Genomic DNA, 16394 nt, shown 5'->3' with positions numbered 1-16394 from the left:
AGTCGATGCACCGTTAATTCCGTTATGACTTTCCCAACAATTGCTGTAATTCGCTAACGAGTACTGCAATCAGGATGCTTCCTGTTATGGCGTGGCGAAGTCGGCTTTGTCTGTAAGTTGGTCTGTAAGTGGGGTGGATCATGATCAGGCTGGCCGCTTGTGGAAGATTGATCGCGGTGTTCAAGTCGCGATCAATCTCCAATCCACTCTCTCCAATTCAAAATCAACCTGAACTGAATTCAAACTGAATCCAATGAGCGAGGCGAGCCGGTCAGTTAAGCCGGTCAGTTAAGCCAGTCCAAAGATTGCCCTAGCTGGCTCGGCTGGCCGGACGTGCGCGGGAGCCGCGTTTCGTGTAGCCCATCCAGCTCATGAACAAATAACCGACACCCAAAACCAGGCTGCTGAGACCTGTGCGGAGGGTGGTTTTCATGGAGCCGGTTTTGGTGCGCTGCACAAGCTCGGTCTTCCGCTTGTCAATCTCCTGTTGCCGTTCTTGCTTGAATTGGTTGAATTGAGAATCCAAAACGGCCGGGTTCGATCGCGCCTGTTCCAGTTGTTGCACCACTTGCGGCGGCACTTGACCGCTCTTGATCAACCGATCGAGTTCTTGGGGATTTTTCAGCAGGGTTTTCAGCCGATCGCGAAATTGCTCCGCCGGTTCTCCTAGCTGATCCAGGGCGGCCTTGGCTTGAGCTTCGATGTTTTCCACTTCCTTGGCGCTGGCCTTGTTCACGCCGTTGATGTAAATCGGTGATAGCACCAGGAACAACACACCCAAGGCGCTCGACAAAATCAAAACCCAAAGCCGAGGATTCATCAGCGATGTTTTCTTGGCGGAGGGCAAGCCCGATCGGGAATTCATCCACAGCCCCGCAAACAGGAAGCAAATTCCAACCATGGGCACAATGCCGCGGCCCACAATTTCAGAAATAGTGTTGAGCAACCATTGAGGATTTTGCAAATCCGGCGGGAAGATCAGAATTAAATAGTCCAGCAGCGAGGAAATGACCAACACGGTTCCAACCACAATGGCGATCAGGGCGGCCAAAGGGGGCGAGGGGCGTTTACCAGCTTTCGTCATAGTCTTAAACTCTCAAACTCTCGGGTTACGCAGAACGTCTGGATCGGAATGGTCAAGAAGGGCGAAAAAGAGCCAAAACAAGGGTCAAAAGATTGAGGTTCGCATTGAAATATTGGGTCGAAATGTTAAGTCGAAACATTGAGTCGAAATATTGGGTCGAACCGAAGGCGAACTTAAGCCGATCGACGGCGGCGCGGGGCAGGGCGACCACCCGATCCCCCCAGCCCTAACCAGGCGATCGCCAGGTAGGCCACCGATAGGGCAATGCCGCTGGTTCCTGTTTGCACGCCCAACCGCAGGGCCGTCGTTCTGGCGCGGGTTTCTAGCTCCTGCCGCCGCGATCGAATGCGGGCCAGCAATTGCAGGGGAAAATCATTCACCCGCTGGCGAATCACCGTTTCCAAGTCAGCCGGATTTGCCTTCAGCCGCCGCATGAACTCCTTCTGGCGTTCATCAAACTGCGGGCTGTTAATAAATTCATTAAACCGAGCATCGTCTTGCAGCAAAAACTGCATCTGCTCCCGAAAAACCTGTTGCTGGCGCTGCAAACTGTTTTTAAATTCGGGTGTATCAATTTGTTTTTCGGCTTCCCGCGATTGGCGGGTAATGGCGGCGAGGGTGGATTGGGCTTCGGCCCGCACAGACAGTAGGTGCGTGGGGGCCATCACCAAAAACAACAGTCCCATCAGCGCCGAAAATGCCAGGGTCGCAACACCCACACCCCTACGCCAAGACCGGCTGACACCGGATTTGATTTCAATCCAGAAGCCCCAAAACAGGAGGCTGACACCCATGGCTGGCACGATGCCCCGATCGATCAATTGGCGGGTGGTGTCAATCACCCAGCCTCGGTTGGCAAAATCGAATGGAACGGCAACGGAAAGGAAATCAATTAATCCAAGGGCGATCGCCACTGCGCCCCCGATTTGCAGCACAACGGCCGCTATGGGGGCGGAAGTCTGGGAGGAATGTGTACTAGTCGTCATGGAGCGTCCTTAGGAAGCGCTGTTACAGAAGGGAATTACAAGAGCCGGCAGCCAAATCAGGAGGCGATCGAACCGGCTACCATTGCGCCAGGCCAACGGGCGATCGCAATGGGTTGCGAGCCACGATTGAGATCGAATGAGATCAAAAATTGCAGCCAAAGTTTTTGAGCCAAGGTCGGCCAAAGTTTGCGGCCAAAATTTGAAGTCAGCGTTTCATGGCTTTTCCCGTGCCCTATTGTTTCAGCAACTTAGGATAATCGCCCGCTGATTTCGATGAAATTTTACACTTCCAATTTTGGCTCCCAATTTTGGCTTCGAACTTTGGTGGATCTTAATTTTGGTGGATCTTGGGCGGGTCTTTCGATTAGCTGTTATTGAATTTCCGATCAATCGGTTAGGCTAGGGGAGTTGACCGGGCCGGGTGGCGGCTCGGGTCTTTAGCATTTTTCGATCATGACCTCAGCGTTCCCAGATCCTGCCAGTGGGGCAACGGATGCGGCTTCCGGGGCCGATGCCCGATCGGAGTCGGTGAATTCGTCTAGTCCATCATTCCCATTTCCTGCTGAATCGCTTCCGGCCCAACTGCCAACGGTGGAAATTTGGCCCGATCGCCCTGAGCTAATTGAGCGGGCTGTGGAAGTGGTTTTGAGTCAAATTGACCATGCCCTGAAGCGATCGGGCCGTTGCACCATGGCTCTGGCCGGCGGCAGCACCCCTAAGCCACTCTATGAACAGTTGGCTCAAGCGGATTTGGATTGGTCAAAGCTCTTTATCTTTTGGGGAGATGAGCGCTATGTGCCGCCCACCAGCCCAGACAGTAACCAGCGGATGGCCCGGGAGGCTTGGCTCGATCGGGTGCCCATTCCCGCCGTCAACTGTTGGCCCATGCCCACCGACGGAGCCAGCCCAGCGGAGGATGCGGCGCGGTATGAGGCTCAATTGCGGGCCTTGTTTTGCGACCAGTGGGGGCTAGAGGCAGACTTTCCCAGCCTGGATCTGGTGTTGCTGGGTTTGGGAGATGATGGACATACGGCTTCCTTGTTTCCCAACACCGCTGCCTTGGCCGTGCGCGATCGGTGGGTGACGGTGGGCAATCGGGGTGACGATCCCCGCATTACCCTGACCGTGCCGGTGTTGAACCAGGCAAGCTGTACGATTTTCTTGGTCTCGGGGGAAAGCAAGCAACCCGCGATCGCCCAGGTGTTTGCACCTTGTGACGATCCCACCTTGGCGGCTTTGCTAGACCAAACCTATCCAGCCCGATTGGTGCGCCCGGTGTCGGGGGAACTGTGGTGGCTGTTTGATCAATCGGCTGGAGAGCGACTGGAGTTCTAGGCGCTGGCTGATCGGTTCATCAGCGGTCAAGCCCGGTGGTCTGGAGTCCGAAATCATCCGAACTCGTCCGTAATTGACTGAACGACTGAATTTTGGTTCCTTTGCTCCTTTGCAAGCGCCCAGGCGCGATCGGCTCCATGGTTAATTGTCCTAATTGCAATCACGCCAACCCCGATGATGCAGTAACTTGTGAAGCCTGCTTCACGGCTCTTCCCACTCTGCAAAGCTGTCCCCGTTGCGGTGCGCCGGTTCTGAGTGATGCCAACTTCTGTGGGCAATGTGGTCACAATCTTCAGGCGGCTCCCTCGATCGCGCCCTTGCCGGCCCCCAGCCCCGTGGCGGCTCCGCCTCCCTTGCCAGCGCCGCCAGCACACCCCGACAGTGACGAAGAGATCACCGATCTCACACAGCCGATCGGGGCATCGCTGTTTCCAGTCAGTCCCGAAATCGAGCCGATCGGGTCTTTGGGCGATCCCGCCGAGCCGCCCACGGCCTTGATGGGAGCCACCCCCGAAGCAGCGCCCATTCCGGGAGCCGTGACGCAATTGCAGCGGACGATCGCCCGATTGGTGCATGTTCATAGCGGCGCGGTTGTGATGTTACCGGAGCAGATCAGTCTCATCCATTTGGGTAAACCCAACGATCGCGTACCGCCGGACATTGATGTTTCAGGATTTCCCCACGCGGAAGTGGTGTCTCGGATCCATGCGGACATTCGAGTGGAGGGCGATGCCCATTACTTGGAGGATACGGGCAGCGCTAATGGAACCTATGTCAACGGGTTGTTTTTGGCTCCGGGCAATCGGCATCGGCTGCGGCCGGGCGATCGGATTGCCTTAGGCAAGCATGATCTGGTGTCGTTTTGGTTCCAACTGGGCAGTTAAGCCTGTGATTAATCTTTTAATCTTTCTCCGTTGGCCCTACAAATTGCCTAGCATGTGCTGAGTATTTGCTGAGTATTCATCAGTATTCAGTTGAATTGGCTGCCGCAAGTTGCTTGAATGAAATGGCTGTAATCGGTAGTTACCATGAGCATCAATGTTGTCAATCTGGTGGGCCGCGCTGGCAGTGATCCCGATGTGCGCTATTTCGAGTCTGGATCGGTGAAATGTCGCTTGACCCTGGCGGTGAACCGCCCTTCACGCAATCGCGATGATGGGCCCGATTGGTTCAATTTGGAAATTTGGGGCAAAACCGCTGAGGTGGCCGCCAACTATGTGCGCAAGGGCAAGGAAATTGCAGTGCAAGGCAGCCTAAAAATTGATACCTGGACCGATCGCCAGTCTGGGGCCCAGCGGACTAGTCCCGTGGTGGTGGTGCGAGATTTGCAGCTTTTGGGTTCCAAGCGGGATGCCAGTGAAGGGGGCGGCAATGGTGGCGGCTATAGCGACTACGACGAATTTTGATCTGCAAGTTAGTTTCTGCAAATTAATGGGGAATTGATCTGCAATTGGTCTGGGATTGATCTGAAGCATTAGCCATGAGCGGCGGTTGGTTAACATGCAATTCGGCGCTGCGACTGCTGATTAAGAAGCCTGTTTGAAATTTCAAATCTGACTATCCAAAATCGATCCTTTACTAACTCCAACAGTCAAAAAAGACAAGGGGCTTAAGCCCCTTGCCCCTGACGATCGCCCAATCAGAACATCAAGATTAAAGGCAATTTGATGATGTGGCTTCGGCTTCCCTTTCCTGAGGGTTGCTGGCCTTGGGTTTGACATCGCAAAATTTGACATCGCAAAAATCGCAAAAGACGTTGCCAGCGGCCCCTGAACAGGCGATCGAAACCAGTAATCTGAACAACGCTAAAACCCGTTAGGGCGCGTGATCGCTTGGTGGGTGAGTTCCGTACCTTGTCGGCGGTTCCGACCGGTGCAACACTTGAGAGCAATTAGCCGCCCTTGATGGTGCTGGCCGCGTGACGGATCGCTGTGCGGCAAAGAGCGCTATCCTGGGCGATCGCGCTTCTTTCACCCTGCATTTTCCCTTCAACCCCATGCAAGCTCGCCGAATTGCCCGTGAACTGGCTCTCCTCAGCATTAGCCAGCTCCCCAATAAACCTGAAAAACTCCAAGACCGTGATCTAAAAGATCTGTTGCAAGCGGCCGTGCGTACCCTGATGGCTGAGGTGCGGGAAACCCTGGAGATGGCCAGCGCAGAATTGCAACGGGGCAATGAGCGTTTGCTCAAAACGGAACTGTTGCGGGAGGAAATTCGGGCCAGCGATGCTCAGCGATCGGTGGCCATGGTGAAGGAGGCGATCGAGTTTACTCAGTCAGCAATCAATCGCTTGGGCATGGCTGTTGAACTGCCAGAGATGCTGCAAGCGGCGGGACAACTGAACGTGCAAGATTACGCTCTGGATTTGGTGACAAAGGTGGCTCGCTACCAGGCGGAGATTGACCAAACCTTGACGGACAGCATGGTGGATTGGCAATTAAGCCGATTGGCACGGATCGATCGGGATATTTTGCGCATGGCGATCGCGGAAATTTGTTATCTGAAAACGCCACCGCAAGTGGCGGTTAACGAAGCAGTGGAGCTGGCTAAGCGCTACAGTGAGGCCGACAGCTACCGATTCATTAACGGTGTGTTGCGCCGGGCGATCGACCAAATGAAGGCCACCCGTGCCTAGGGGCCGCGCTACTCTGTCTTTAACTTTTTGTTTCCTGGCTCCTTTGCCTTCCTGTCACTGCTAAGGTCGCGATCGATGGTTTTTAACTGGTTCCAACGTCAGTTTTCCCAAGAGAAGTTTTACGTTGAGTTTGACTCCGACAAGCCCACGGATGCACAGCCCACGGAAACAGCCCCGGAAACGACCCCCACGGCTCCAGAAGGGGAAGCGGAACCCGACCCTGAGCCTCAGTCCGAGCCAGAACCGGAGCCGGTCGCGGTTGAGGTGCTGACGGTGGAGTTGACCCCGGAGCCAGAACCGGAACCGATCGCTGCTTTGGAACCGGAGCCGGAACCGGAGCCGGAACCGGAGCCAGAACCGGAGCCGGAGTCGATCGCCCCAGAGCCAGAAGTAACCGAACCAGAATTACCGGAACCAACCGAGCCAGAATCAACACCGGAGCCGGAACTGATCGCCGCACCGGTTGCGCCCGTGGCCGCTCCCCCGTTGGTGGCTGAAGCGCCGGAACCCGCCCCAGAGCCGGAACCAGTGATAACAGCTCCTTCCAACGCGGATGAGTTGTTGCAGTGGGCCAAAGCGGCTTACCAAAACCTTCAGCAACCGCCAGTTGCCCCAGAGCCGGAACCGGAACCCGTTGAGCCAACGGAACCGATCGCGGCAGCTAGCCCCACCCTTTCGGAGTCGGCTTCCTTGCTGGAGCGGGCCGAGGCCGATCGCGCGGAACGGCTGGAACGGGTCAAGGCCGAGGCGATTGTGGAACCGGAACCGGAGCCGGAACCCGTGGCCGAAGCGGAACCGGCAGCCCTGCCACCGGGGGCGATCGTTTTTGATGAAAACTTCCTGTGGTCGGCGGAAATTTTGGCGGCCCAGGGTCGTCGCCCGGAAGACATTTCCGCCGAGGAAATTGAGTGGCTCACCCGTTTGCGCCAAGGGCTAGACAAAACCCGCCGCGGCCTGGTGAATCAGCTCAAGTCTTTGGTTGGTCAGGGGCCGCTGAATGCGGATGCGGTTGAAGAAATCGAAGCCCTGCTGCTCCAGGCCGATGCGGGCGTGGAAGCGACGGATGCGATCATTGGCGCTTTGCAAGACAAGGTGCGCGAAGAAGCCCTGCCCCCCGAAGCGGCGATCGCCTATTTGAAACAGATCTTGCGGGATTTGCTCGATCGCCCCATCCGCGAGGCGGGCGCAGATACCTTGCCCCTATTGGCTCCCGAAAAAGGCAAGCTGAATATTTGGCTGATTGTGGGTGTGAATGGCGCAGGCAAAACCACCACGATCGGGAAGTTGGCCCGCCTGGGCAGCAAGTCCGGTTACCGCTGTCTGATTGCAGCGGGGGACACCTTCCGGGCCGCCGCCGTGGAGCAGGTGAAAGTTTGGGGCGATCGAGCCGGTGTGGAAACGATCGCTAACCCCGGCAAAAATACCGACCCCGCCGCCGTGGTTTTCGATGCGATTACCGCCGCCACTGCCCGCGAAACGGAATTGCTGTTGGTGGACACCGCTGGCCGTCTGCAAAACAAAAAGAATTTGATGGATGAGCTGGCTAAAATTCGCCGGATCATCGACAAGCAGGCCCCCGGCGCGATCGTGGAGTCGCTGTTGGTTTTGGATGCCACCCAAGGACAAAACGGCCTCCAGCAAGCTAAGGTCTTTGCAGAAGCCGCTAAACTGAGCGGCGTAGTCCTCACTAAACTCGACAGCACCGCTAAGGGGGGGATTGCCCTGGCGATCGCCCAGCAGCTCAATCTCCCCATCCGGTTCATTGGTGCGGGGGAAAGCATTGAAGCGCTGCGCCCCTTCTCTAGCTACGAATTTGTAGAGGCGCTGCTCAACGGTTAGGCGATGGTTAGTCAACGGGTAGTCCGTGGCAATTGGGGGGGTGGGATTGACCAACAAAACCCAACACCCGATCGAACAGTCCTACTGACAAGCCCTCTCTGAATTCTGTTGTTTTGTTGGCAGTCCAGTGATTTGGCGCTACCATAGCTAACTCAAAACTGGGCGCTCTGGCACGATCGCTCATCGATCCTTGAAATGTCCGCTGCCCCTGCCCCTCACACCTCATCGCAACCTCCTGACCCGGCTGATCTGTTAGCGGCGGGCGACAATACCCCTGTCTTTGCCCTGAAGGAACTGGTTGCCCGTCTCAACCGCGAACAATACAAAGTCCAAGACCTGCTCAGTTCCCTGGGGTTCGCCCTCCGGAGCTTCAAAAATCTGAATCAGTTTCTGGAACTGATTCCCTTGATTGCCACCCGAGTTGCCGATGCGGACGGCGGGGCGTTGGTGCTGTTTCGGCCCAATGGGCAAGTACGCCTAGAACAGTTGCACTGTCAGGAGTTAGGGGATCACCGCTGTCAGGTGCGGCCCATCCGGCGGGCCCTGGAGTTGGCCACACGCAAGGTGACAGGGGTGCTGACGGCCAATGCCACCAAGGATCACAAGGTGGAATTTGATCCCGGCGCGATCGCCCTGTTGGATCAAACCGTGGCCGATTCCTTGGGAGCCGGTGTGCGGGTTTTTGGGGCATCCATTTTGGTGAACGAGGTGGAGCGGGGCCGGCTCTATGCCTTCTGTTGTGCGCCGGATTTTGCCTGGACTTCCAAGCGCCAAAAACTGGTGCGACTGGTGGCAGATCAAACGGCCGTGGCGATCGACAATGCCGACTTAACCGTTGAGCTGCGGAAAAAGGAACGGCTCGATCGGGAATTGGAAATTGGGGCCGAAATTCAACTGCGGTTGCTGCCGCGCCAATATCCCAAAATTCAAGGTGTTGATCTGGCGGCCCGTTGCGAAACGGCCGATCGGGTGGGTGGCGATTATTACGACTTCATTCCCGTTTGTCGCAATGGTTCCCCCAGCCTGGGTCGCAACGCCCAAACAAAACTCGGCGGCACGGAAACCACCCCCTGGAGCATCGCGATCGGGGATGTGATGGGCAAAGGCGTGCCCGCTGGCCTGATCATGACCATGACCCGGGGCATGTTGCGGGCTGAGGTGTTGAACGGCCATTCCCCCGCACGAATTTTGCACCATCTGAACCGGGTGATGTATGCGGACTTGGAAAATTCCCACCGGTTCGTCACCCTGTTTTATTCGGAATATGACCCGAAAACGCGGATTCTGTCCTACAGCAACGCGGCCCATAACCCACCGCTGCTTTGGCAATCGCGATCGGATCAAATCGTGGCTCTAGATACCGAAGGCATGTTGATTGGCCTAGATGCCAACAGTGAATTCAACGATGCCCAAATTCAGCTTTATCCGGGCGACACGATCATCTTTTTCACCGATGGCTTCACCGATGCGGCTGATCCCCGTGGCCAACGGTTTGAGGAAGATCGCCTGCGGGATGGGTTTTATTGGGCTTGCCACAACTACGACAACGCCCAAGGAATTCTGAATCACTTGTTCGATCGGGTGCAGGAGTTCATCGGTTCCGAAAATCGCAATTCCGACGACATGACCGGCATTGTTCTGCGCATTACCCAGGAACCGCAACTGCCAGACTTACCGCGATCGACCGCCATGCAGTTAGTCTGAGGCAAGATTCAGGAATATTTTGGAGAGTTAATCAACTTTGCTGAAGAGCAGCGTTTGCTGAAGATCAGCGAGTATTTCCCAGGCAGATTGCCCACTGGGTTTGCAGGTCAGGCTCCCCGGCCAGAACTCCTGACGATTGACCAAATCGGTTGAATTTTCTCGCAAACTGGTTACTGTGGAAGCACTCAACCCGAGGGGGGTGCCCTGAAGGATCGTTGTCGCAGAGGTAGTGATTATGCGTCATCCCATGGATTATGAAACGTCTTCCCAGCCGCCCGTTAATTCCACTGGGCGACGGCGCTGGCTGCGGTTCGATCGACGATCGAGCTGGGTCAGCACCTTGCTTTGGGCTGTGATTGGCTGCTTAGTGGTGTTCCTGCTGGGCAGCTTGGCCCAAGGGGCGATGGCCGGCGGCCCCAGCTTGGCCCATCCCACCCTTTTTGCGGCTCAGTTTGAAACTCCCGATTTCATGGGGCAAATCCAGCGATTTTGGTCTCATTTTGTGCAAACGGGGCAAATTTGGGCCCTATTGATTGGTCTCGTGTTGGGATACATCATTCGCCAAGCCACCACCTACGGCTAAGGAAGATGGCGCTTCGATGGCGGGCAGCAAGCTTTGGATTGTCGTCGCAATAAGCACATTTCCTTAACGTTGGCATGGGATACTGATTGCCGTTCCTGATTGCCACTTTTGACTGTCGTGAGCGGCGGTCGATCCTTTGCCCACCATGAGCAATTCCAGCCAAACCCAAACCTGGAGTCAACGTTTTGAAAGCGCGTTGCATCCGGCGATCGCCCGTTTTAATGCCAGTATCGGGTTTGATATTGAACTAATTGAATATGACTTGACCGGTTCCCAGGCCCATGCCCGGATGTTGGGTCACCAGGGGATTATTGCCCCCGAGGAAGCCGAGCAAATTGTGGCGGGTTTAGAGCAAATTCGCCAGGAATATCGCGCCGGTCAGTTCAACCCGGGTGTGGAAGCGGAGGATGTCCACTTTGCGGTGGAACGACGGCTCACGGAACTGATTGGCGATGCGGGCAAAAAGCTGCACACGGCTCGATCGCGCAATGATCAGGTGGGAACCGATACGCGCCTGTATTTGCGAAACCAGATTGACCAAATTCGCCAGCAATTGTTGGACTTTCAAGGGGCCCTGCTGACTTTGGCGGAAACCTATGTGGAAACGCCGATTCCGGGCTATACCCATCTGCAACGGGCCCAACCGGTGAGCCTCGCCCATCACCTGCTGGCCTATGTGGAAATGACGGCTCGCGACTGGGAACGGTTGGGCGAAATTCGCCGCCGCACCAATCTTTGTCCTTTGGGAAGCGGGGCCCTGGCAGGCACAACGTTCCCGATCGACCGCCACTACACCGCCCAACTGCTGGGGTTTGATCGCCCCTACGCCAACAGCCTGGATGGGGTGAGCGATCGGGACTTTGCCGTGGAGTTCCTCTGCGCCGCCAGCCTGATCATGGTTCACCTGTCACGCCTCTCCGAGGAAGTGATCCTCTGGTGTTCTGAAGAATTTGGGTTTGTGAAACTGGGCGACACCTGCTCCACCGGTTCCAGCATCATGCCCCAAAAGAAAAACCCTGACGTGCCGGAGTTGGTGCGCGGCAAAACCGGGCGCGTGTTTGGCCATCTCCAAGCCCTATTGGTGTTGATGAAGGGCTTGCCCCTGGCCTACAACAAAGACCTGCAAGAGGATAAGGAAGCGCTCTTTGACACGGTGAAGACGGTTCAAGGCTGCTTGGAAGCCATGACCATTCTGTTCTCCGAAGGATTGAGCTTCCGCACGGCTCGGTTGGAAGCGGCCGTCAGCGAAGATTTCTCGAATGCGACGGATGTGGCTGATTACTTGGCCGCCAAGGGCGTACCCTTCCGGGAAGCTTACAACCTGGTGGGCAAGGTGGTGCGCACCTGTTTGGAAGCGGGCAAGCTGCTGAAGGATCTGACCCTCGAAGAATGGCAGGCGCTGCACCCGGCGTTTGAGGCCGATATCTATGGGGCGATCGCACCTCAGCAGGTGATTGCTGCCCGCAATAGCTTTGGGGGAACGGGGTTTGCGCAGGTGCGAGAGGCCTTGGCCGCCGCCCGCGATCGACATCAGACCGCGATCGCTGCTCCACAGGGTTAATCAAGGGTTCATTCATTAAGGGTTAATCAAGGGCTAGGGCAGGTATTTCTGCACCACAGTCCAACCGGTTCCCAATACCCACAGCAAGGCCAAGCACAAAACCAAATTAGTGCGCCAATGGAGCGATCGGGCCCAAGGGCGCTCGATCGCAATCCGACTCGCACTCCAAGCCGACAAGCCGACCAACCCCACCACGGTCAATCCCGCCAGCAGGTGGGGCGAGTGGCCCAAGCTGCCAAAATGCCCCAGCGTGCCGACAATTCCCACCCCCAGCAACAGCAACACCAACGCCACCAACCCAATGCCCAGGGTGATGTGCAGCGGGCGCAGCCAGCTTGGAAGGGTCGTTGCCATAGTCGTTGTCATAGCTAAGGCGCGATCGCTAGACCTTAAGCGATCGCGCCTCAACACCACTCCCGTCACACCCAGCAAACTATAGGCCGTCAGCGTCAGGCCCATTGACCATGCGGCAATTCGCCACAGCCACAAAAAATCCGGCAGGTTCAAATCAATTCGCTCAAGTTGCTCAAAACTGAAGTGACAAGATGAGATGGAGCACCCGATGAATTAACAATCAGTTAACAAAATGTCACAGCATTTCTTAACCATCGGAGATCCATAACAGCGCTTCCATCGAGCCTAACATCTACGCTGCCTGTCTCGCGCTGCTCATCTAGTGCCATGGCCTCAGAACTCAGCACCACCTTCAGCGTCGTATCCATCACACCCAGCCCAATCCGAGCTGTCCCCCCTGACCGCCTCATTACTCCTCTGGGCGGTCTTTGGACCAGCAACTAATGGGTCACTAGGCCCCAACCGAAACGGCCGGTTCCGGATCCGAACGGGTTTCGGTTTCCCGATTAACGGTTTCATTCGCACGCTCGGGCGAGTCAATTAGACTCTCCATGTCTTCCTCAAAAGACAATTCTGAACAGGGAATTCGATCAGAAAGAATTGAGCTAGCCATCATGCCCGTGTGAATTTCCAGTTGTGCTTCTGGCAGCGCTTCAAAAACCAAGCGTTGTCCCGGAAAAACCACCCGTTCAAAATACCAATTCGCAATGTTCGTGATCCGAGCAACTTGAATCTTGCTCGTGGCATTGACGTAGCAGCAAAGGAGCTTTTGCCGATCGTCATTGGGAATGGGATCGATAATTTGTGCCATGGTTGCAGGGATAGGAGCCAAGGGTAGATCAAGGGAATAGAACGATTTTGCTACGCTAACACCCCCTTTGCCGACAAGCTGTAAACCCGATTACCAACGAGCGGCTTTTCAATTTTCGAATCTTTAAGAAAATCTAACGAACATCAATTTTCCAAATCAAGATCCTGACAAGACTCGACCAAAGCTCGATTAAGGATCAACCAAATCTCAACTAAAACGGGTCTCAATTGAGCTGAAAGTGGCGGCTCAATAGCAATCTCCCACAACCCAAGCTCTATTGGGTACAGGTCTTGAAAAGAACCTAATTTTTCTGAAAAATTCAAATAAAATCTCCCTCAAACTTCCTTGAATTTCTTGTGAAGTTCTCTGCAAATTCTATGAATTTGATCAACTCTTACCAATTGGTTCAATTGCCAGTTGATCTATTCTTTCATGCTAGCTCAAGGCTCCCGAAATCGTGGGAGCTTGACGATTCAAGGTGTGGAATCGTCACCATTTGCTAACGGACAAGACCCACCCGCTACGATCTGGAGACTCCAGGGACGACTCTTGCGGGCCCAATTTTTGAAGAAAATTAGCCCGAAATGGTGGCTCGGGTGAAATCCGGCCAAGGTCTGATGCTATCGTTAACTTATATGAACAAGCCTTAATGATCCGTTGCGACAGTTAGGGAAGTGGATGATGGCCGATCGCATTTTGTACGTCCGACTGCCCTGTAACCCCATCTTCCCGATCGGGGTGGTTTATCTCGCTGACCACGTACACAAGCAGTTTCCCGCGATCGAGCAGCGGCTTTTTGACCTGGGAACCGTGCCGCCCTTGGACTTCAAAGCGGCCCTTGATGCGGAAATCGATGCCTTCCGGCCCACCCTGCTGGTTTTTTCCTGGCGCGACATTCAGATCTATGCACCCGTGGGCGGCCGTGGTGGCAATCCGCTGCAAAATGCCTTCGAGTTTTACTACGCCAAAAACCCCCTGATCAAGCTTCGGGGAGCCTTGGGTGGTTTGCGGGTCACCAGCGCCTACTATGCGGAACTTTGGCGCAATCAGGGCCTCATTCGGCGGGGACTGCGCCGGGCCCGACGCTACAATTCCAGCGCCCGGGCAGTGGTGGGCGGCGGGGCCGTCAGTGTGTTTTATGAACAGTTGCAGCGATCGCTTCCCAAGGGCACGATCGTCTCCGTTGGGGAAGGGGAAACCCTGCTGGAAAAACTGCTGCGAGGCGAGTCCTTAGACCAGGAACGCTGTTACATTGCCGGGGAAACGAAGCCCCGTGTGGGCCTGGTGCATGAACCACCTGCGCCCTTGGAAAAAACCGCCTGTAACTACGCCTACATTCAAACGATCTGGCCGGCCTTTAGCTACTATTTCCGCGATCGGGACTTTTATATCGGTGTGCAAACCAAGCGCGGTTGCCCCCATAACTGTTGCTATTGCGTCTATACCGTCATTGAGGGCAAGCAAGTTCGGATTAATCCGGCCGTTGAAGTGGTTGCAGAAATGCAGCAGCTTTATCAATTGGGTGTTCGCAACTTTTGGTTCACCGATGCCCAATTTATCCCGGCTCGGCGCTTCATTGAAGATGCCAAGGAATTGCTCAAAAATGTCCTGGCGGCTGGCATGACGGATATTCATTGGGCTGCCTATATTCGCGCCGATAACCTCGATCCAGAACTCTGTGATCTGATGGTGAAAACGGGCATGAACTATTTTGAAATTGGGATTACTAGCGGATCCCAAGAACTGGTGCGCAAAATGCGAATGGGCTATAACTTGCGCACGGTTCTGCAAAATTGTCGTGACCTAAAAGCGGCTGGTTTTGAGGATGTGGTTTCGGTTAATTACTCCTTCAATGTGATTGATGAAACCTATGAAACCATTCGCCAAACCATCGCCTATCATCGGGCCCTGGAGGAAGTTTTTGGGGCTGACAAGGTGGAGCCAGCAATTTTCTTCATTGGTTTGCAACCCCATACTCACCTGGAAGAATATGCCCTCAAGAAGGAAATTCTGAAACCCGGTTATGACCCCATGAGCCTGATGCCTTGGACGGCGCGGAAGCTGCTCTGGAATCCGGAACCGTTGGGGTCGTTTTTTGGGGAAGTGTGCCTGGAAGCTTGGCGCAGCAACAGCAATGATTTCGGCCGGGAAGTGATGCGAATTTTGGAGCGTCGGTTGGGCCGCAGCTCGTTGGAGGCGGCCCTTTCGGCCCCGATCGCCCCAAAAACCCAAAGCCGCGAGCTGATCAAAACGCCCTAGGGATGTTTGAGCGGTTGCTTTTCCACTTCACCCCCCCGAGCCATGGAGCCTTCAACCCCCGAGCCGATCGCCCTGCGTCCTTTGGCCCCCTATGAAGATCGGTTGCTGTCGGCGTTGGCTTTTTTCCGAACCCAACGCAGCCGCAACAATCAAGCTCATCACTGCTTGTCGATGTATTTGCGACAGTCGGAAGGGCGAATTATGGCCGAAGTGGGGTTCTATGCCCGGGCGATCGGTCAAGATCCTGGGGCCTTGCTGGAACTGATTTACACCAATCCCGATCGGGCAGAATCCCTGATTGCGGAGTGGTCTGGGTCTCAAATTTCTCAGGTTTTTGAGCCTGAGTTGCCAACCCAATCGGAATCGGAAATCGGGTCATCGGAAATCGGGCGATCGGGAATCGAACCTGAGACCGCACCATAATTGCCCCATCAATTGCACCATCGCGATCACCATTGAGGCGGCCAAGAAGGCGATCGAAATTGACCGCACAATTGGCAGCGAAATTGACAGCGATCGCCCATGAACAGAATTGAGCCTTGCTTCGGTTTAATTGACCGCAGGCTGAGGCTTCTCGGGCGATCGCTCCGGGTTGTCCTTGGGGGTCACCGCCGAATCAAAAGAATCGTTGGTGAAGTAAACATGGCCCAAGGGGCGGCCTTGATAGGAGCGTTTGGTAAATCGCCATCCGGGAAAAAGTTGCAGCTTCAAAAATCCAGAAGTGAATCCTCGGGTGCTGGCAATGTCCATCACCGGGCCACCATTGGCACCGAAGGGCACTCCTTGCAACACCACTGAATTAAATCGACGGCTGAGACGGAGGGAATATTGCAGCCCTAAATCACGTTTGGCTACTCGAACAGAGAAGCCATTGCTATCAATGCTACGTCCACAAATACCTGTGAAATTGAAGTTAACCAGCAATGGATCAACCACTACGGGGTAGTTTCCACTTTCGGCCCAGCAAAGCCGCTGGTTAGACACTTGCTCCAAAACCAAGAGCTTAAAAGAATCCGTGCCAAGGGGCTGCGCAATCGCAATGAAGCGCGATTGGTCAACTTCCTGTTGATCAAATGTAGTGGATTTAGGCGTGGCTGGGGTGGGTATTGCGGCCCATGATCCCATCGCTCCCATTGTTCCCAAACCAAGACCCAAAGCCAGTGAGAGGATCCCTAGCCCAGGGTTGCTAAGGGAGTAGTTCCGAGAATTTGGAGCCATAGGATTGTCCTTGGATTGACCAATC

At 55.1% G+C, this 16394-nt stretch carries 15 protein-coding genes; 10 read left to right on the top strand and 5 right to left on the bottom strand.

Features of this window, described 5'->3' with window-relative positions; all coding sequences use genetic code 11:
- Positions 1-310 precede the first annotated feature (310 nt).
- A complete protein-coding gene (locus H6G53_RS08395; RefSeq protein WP_099532494.1) occupies positions 311-1084 on the bottom strand; it encodes an HpsJ family protein in 774 nt (257 codons plus the stop codon).
- 173 nt (positions 1085-1257) lie between these two features.
- Complete coding sequence (locus H6G53_RS08390; protein ID WP_143472951.1) at positions 1258-2070, bottom strand: HpsJ family protein; 813 nt, start codon at positions 2068-2070, stop codon at positions 1258-1260.
- A gap of 453 nt (positions 2071-2523) precedes the next feature.
- Here H6G53_RS08390 and pgl point away from each other — a divergent pair, with 453 nt between their 5' ends.
- The 8 genes from pgl to argH all read left to right on the top strand — a co-directional run bounded on the left by pgl (position 2524) and on the right by argH (position 11727).
- Positions 2524-3405: a 6-phosphogluconolactonase gene (pgl, locus tag H6G53_RS08385; RefSeq protein ID WP_190531973.1), complete on the top strand. Its 882-nt coding sequence runs from the start codon at positions 2524-2526 to the stop codon at positions 3403-3405.
- A gap of 137 nt (positions 3406-3542) precedes the next feature.
- A complete protein-coding gene (locus H6G53_RS08380) occupies positions 3543-4289 on the top strand; it encodes an FHA domain-containing protein (protein ID WP_099532497.1) in 747 nt (248 codons plus the stop codon).
- A gap of 144 nt (positions 4290-4433) precedes the next feature.
- The gene (locus tag H6G53_RS08375) at positions 4434-4811 is read left to right on the top strand and encodes a single-stranded DNA-binding protein (RefSeq protein ID WP_099532498.1); all 378 of its coding nucleotides are present in this window, start codon (positions 4434-4436) and stop codon (positions 4809-4811) included.
- A 590-nt stretch (positions 4812-5401) separates the two neighbouring features.
- Positions 5402-6040, top strand: coding sequence for a transcription antitermination factor NusB (nusB, locus tag H6G53_RS08370; RefSeq protein ID WP_190355305.1), 639 nt, complete (start codon positions 5402-5404; stop codon positions 6038-6040).
- A gap of 75 nt (positions 6041-6115) precedes the next feature.
- Positions 6116-7879: a signal recognition particle-docking protein FtsY gene (gene ftsY, locus H6G53_RS08365; RefSeq protein WP_190531971.1), complete on the top strand. Its 1764-nt coding sequence runs from the start codon at positions 6116-6118 to the stop codon at positions 7877-7879.
- A 195-nt stretch (positions 7880-8074) separates the two neighbouring features.
- Positions 8075-9583, top strand: a complete 1509-nt coding sequence (locus tag H6G53_RS08360; RefSeq protein ID WP_099532500.1) for a PP2C family protein-serine/threonine phosphatase — start codon at positions 8075-8077, stop codon at positions 9581-9583.
- Positions 9584-9986: 403 nt separating this feature from the next.
- Positions 9987-10166, top strand: coding sequence for a hypothetical protein (locus tag H6G53_RS19235; RefSeq protein ID WP_370567123.1), 180 nt, complete (start codon positions 9987-9989; stop codon positions 10164-10166).
- A gap of 145 nt (positions 10167-10311) precedes the next feature.
- Positions 10312-11727, top strand: coding sequence for an argininosuccinate lyase (gene argH / locus H6G53_RS08350; RefSeq protein ID WP_190527621.1), 1416 nt, complete (start codon positions 10312-10314; stop codon positions 11725-11727).
- A 33-nt stretch (positions 11728-11760) separates the two neighbouring features.
- Here the strand turns inward: argH and H6G53_RS08345 are convergent, their stop codons facing one another.
- Together H6G53_RS08345 and H6G53_RS08340 are read right to left on the bottom strand one after the other, a co-directional pair.
- Positions 11761-12234, bottom strand: coding sequence for a DUF4079 domain-containing protein (locus H6G53_RS08345; RefSeq protein WP_190355253.1), 474 nt, complete (start codon positions 12232-12234; stop codon positions 11761-11763).
- A gap of 298 nt (positions 12235-12532) precedes the next feature.
- Positions 12533-12892 (bottom strand): DUF1830 domain-containing protein, encoded by a 360-nt coding sequence (locus H6G53_RS08340; RefSeq protein WP_190531969.1) that lies wholly within the window; start codon positions 12890-12892, stop codon positions 12533-12535.
- A gap of 681 nt (positions 12893-13573) precedes the next feature.
- Between H6G53_RS08340 and H6G53_RS08335 the strand changes: the two genes are divergently transcribed.
- Positions 13574-15151 carry a photosystem II high light acclimation radical SAM protein gene (locus H6G53_RS08335; RefSeq protein ID WP_190531967.1) on the top strand — a complete coding sequence of 526 codons (1578 nt, stop codon included), beginning with the start codon at positions 13574-13576 and terminating at the stop codon, positions 15149-15151.
- 42 nt (positions 15152-15193) lie between these two features.
- A complete protein-coding gene (locus H6G53_RS08330) occupies positions 15194-15574 on the top strand; it encodes a hypothetical protein (protein ID WP_190531965.1) in 381 nt (126 codons plus the stop codon).
- Positions 15575-15700: 126 nt separating this feature from the next.
- Here the strand turns inward: H6G53_RS08330 and H6G53_RS08325 are convergent, their stop codons facing one another.
- The gene (locus H6G53_RS08325; protein WP_199291503.1) at positions 15701-16276 is read right to left on the bottom strand and encodes a DUF3747 domain-containing protein; all 576 of its coding nucleotides are present in this window, start codon (positions 16274-16276) and stop codon (positions 15701-15703) included.
- Positions 16277-16394 lie beyond the last annotated feature (118 nt).

It is taken from the genome of Limnothrix sp. FACHB-406 (assembly GCF_014698235.1).
Taxonomy (GTDB): Bacteria; Cyanobacteriota; Cyanobacteriia; order CACIAM-69d; family CACIAM-69d; genus CACIAM-69d.
This window is presented reverse-complemented; position numbering and strand designations above follow the sequence as displayed.

Bases quoted from the DNA above. Each gene is read 5' to 3' on its own strand.
- H6G53_RS08395 (WP_099532494.1), bottom strand. From the start codon at position 1,084: ATGACGAAAGCTGGTAAACGCCCCTCGCCCCCTTTGGCCGCCCTGATC.
- H6G53_RS08390 (WP_143472951.1), bottom strand. From the start codon at position 2,070: ATGACGACTAGTACACATTCCTCCCAGACTTCCGCCCCCATAGCGGCC.
- pgl (WP_190531973.1), top strand. From the start codon at position 2,524: ATGACCTCAGCGTTCCCAGATCCTGCCAGTGGGGCAACGGATGCGGCT.
- H6G53_RS08380 (WP_099532497.1), top strand. From the start codon at position 3,543: ATGGTTAATTGTCCTAATTGCAATCACGCCAACCCCGATGATGCAGTA.
- H6G53_RS08375 (WP_099532498.1), top strand. From the start codon at position 4,434: ATGAGCATCAATGTTGTCAATCTGGTGGGCCGCGCTGGCAGTGATCCC.
- nusB (WP_190355305.1), top strand. From the start codon at position 5,402: ATGCAAGCTCGCCGAATTGCCCGTGAACTGGCTCTCCTCAGCATTAGC.
- ftsY (WP_190531971.1), top strand. From the start codon at position 6,116: ATGGTTTTTAACTGGTTCCAACGTCAGTTTTCCCAAGAGAAGTTTTAC.
- H6G53_RS08360 (WP_099532500.1), top strand. From the start codon at position 8,075: ATGTCCGCTGCCCCTGCCCCTCACACCTCATCGCAACCTCCTGACCCG.
- H6G53_RS19235 (WP_370567123.1), top strand. From the start codon at position 9,987: ATGGCCGGCGGCCCCAGCTTGGCCCATCCCACCCTTTTTGCGGCTCAG.
- argH (WP_190527621.1), top strand. From the start codon at position 10,312: ATGAGCAATTCCAGCCAAACCCAAACCTGGAGTCAACGTTTTGAAAGC.
- H6G53_RS08340 (WP_190531969.1), bottom strand. From the start codon at position 12,892: ATGGCACAAATTATCGATCCCATTCCCAATGACGATCGGCAAAAGCTC.
- H6G53_RS08335 (WP_190531967.1), top strand. From the start codon at position 13,574: ATGGCCGATCGCATTTTGTACGTCCGACTGCCCTGTAACCCCATCTTC.
- H6G53_RS08330 (WP_190531965.1), top strand. From the start codon at position 15,194: ATGGAGCCTTCAACCCCCGAGCCGATCGCCCTGCGTCCTTTGGCCCCC.
- H6G53_RS08325 (WP_199291503.1), bottom strand. From the start codon at position 16,276: ATGGGATCATGGGCCGCAATACCCACCCCAGCCACGCCTAAATCCACT.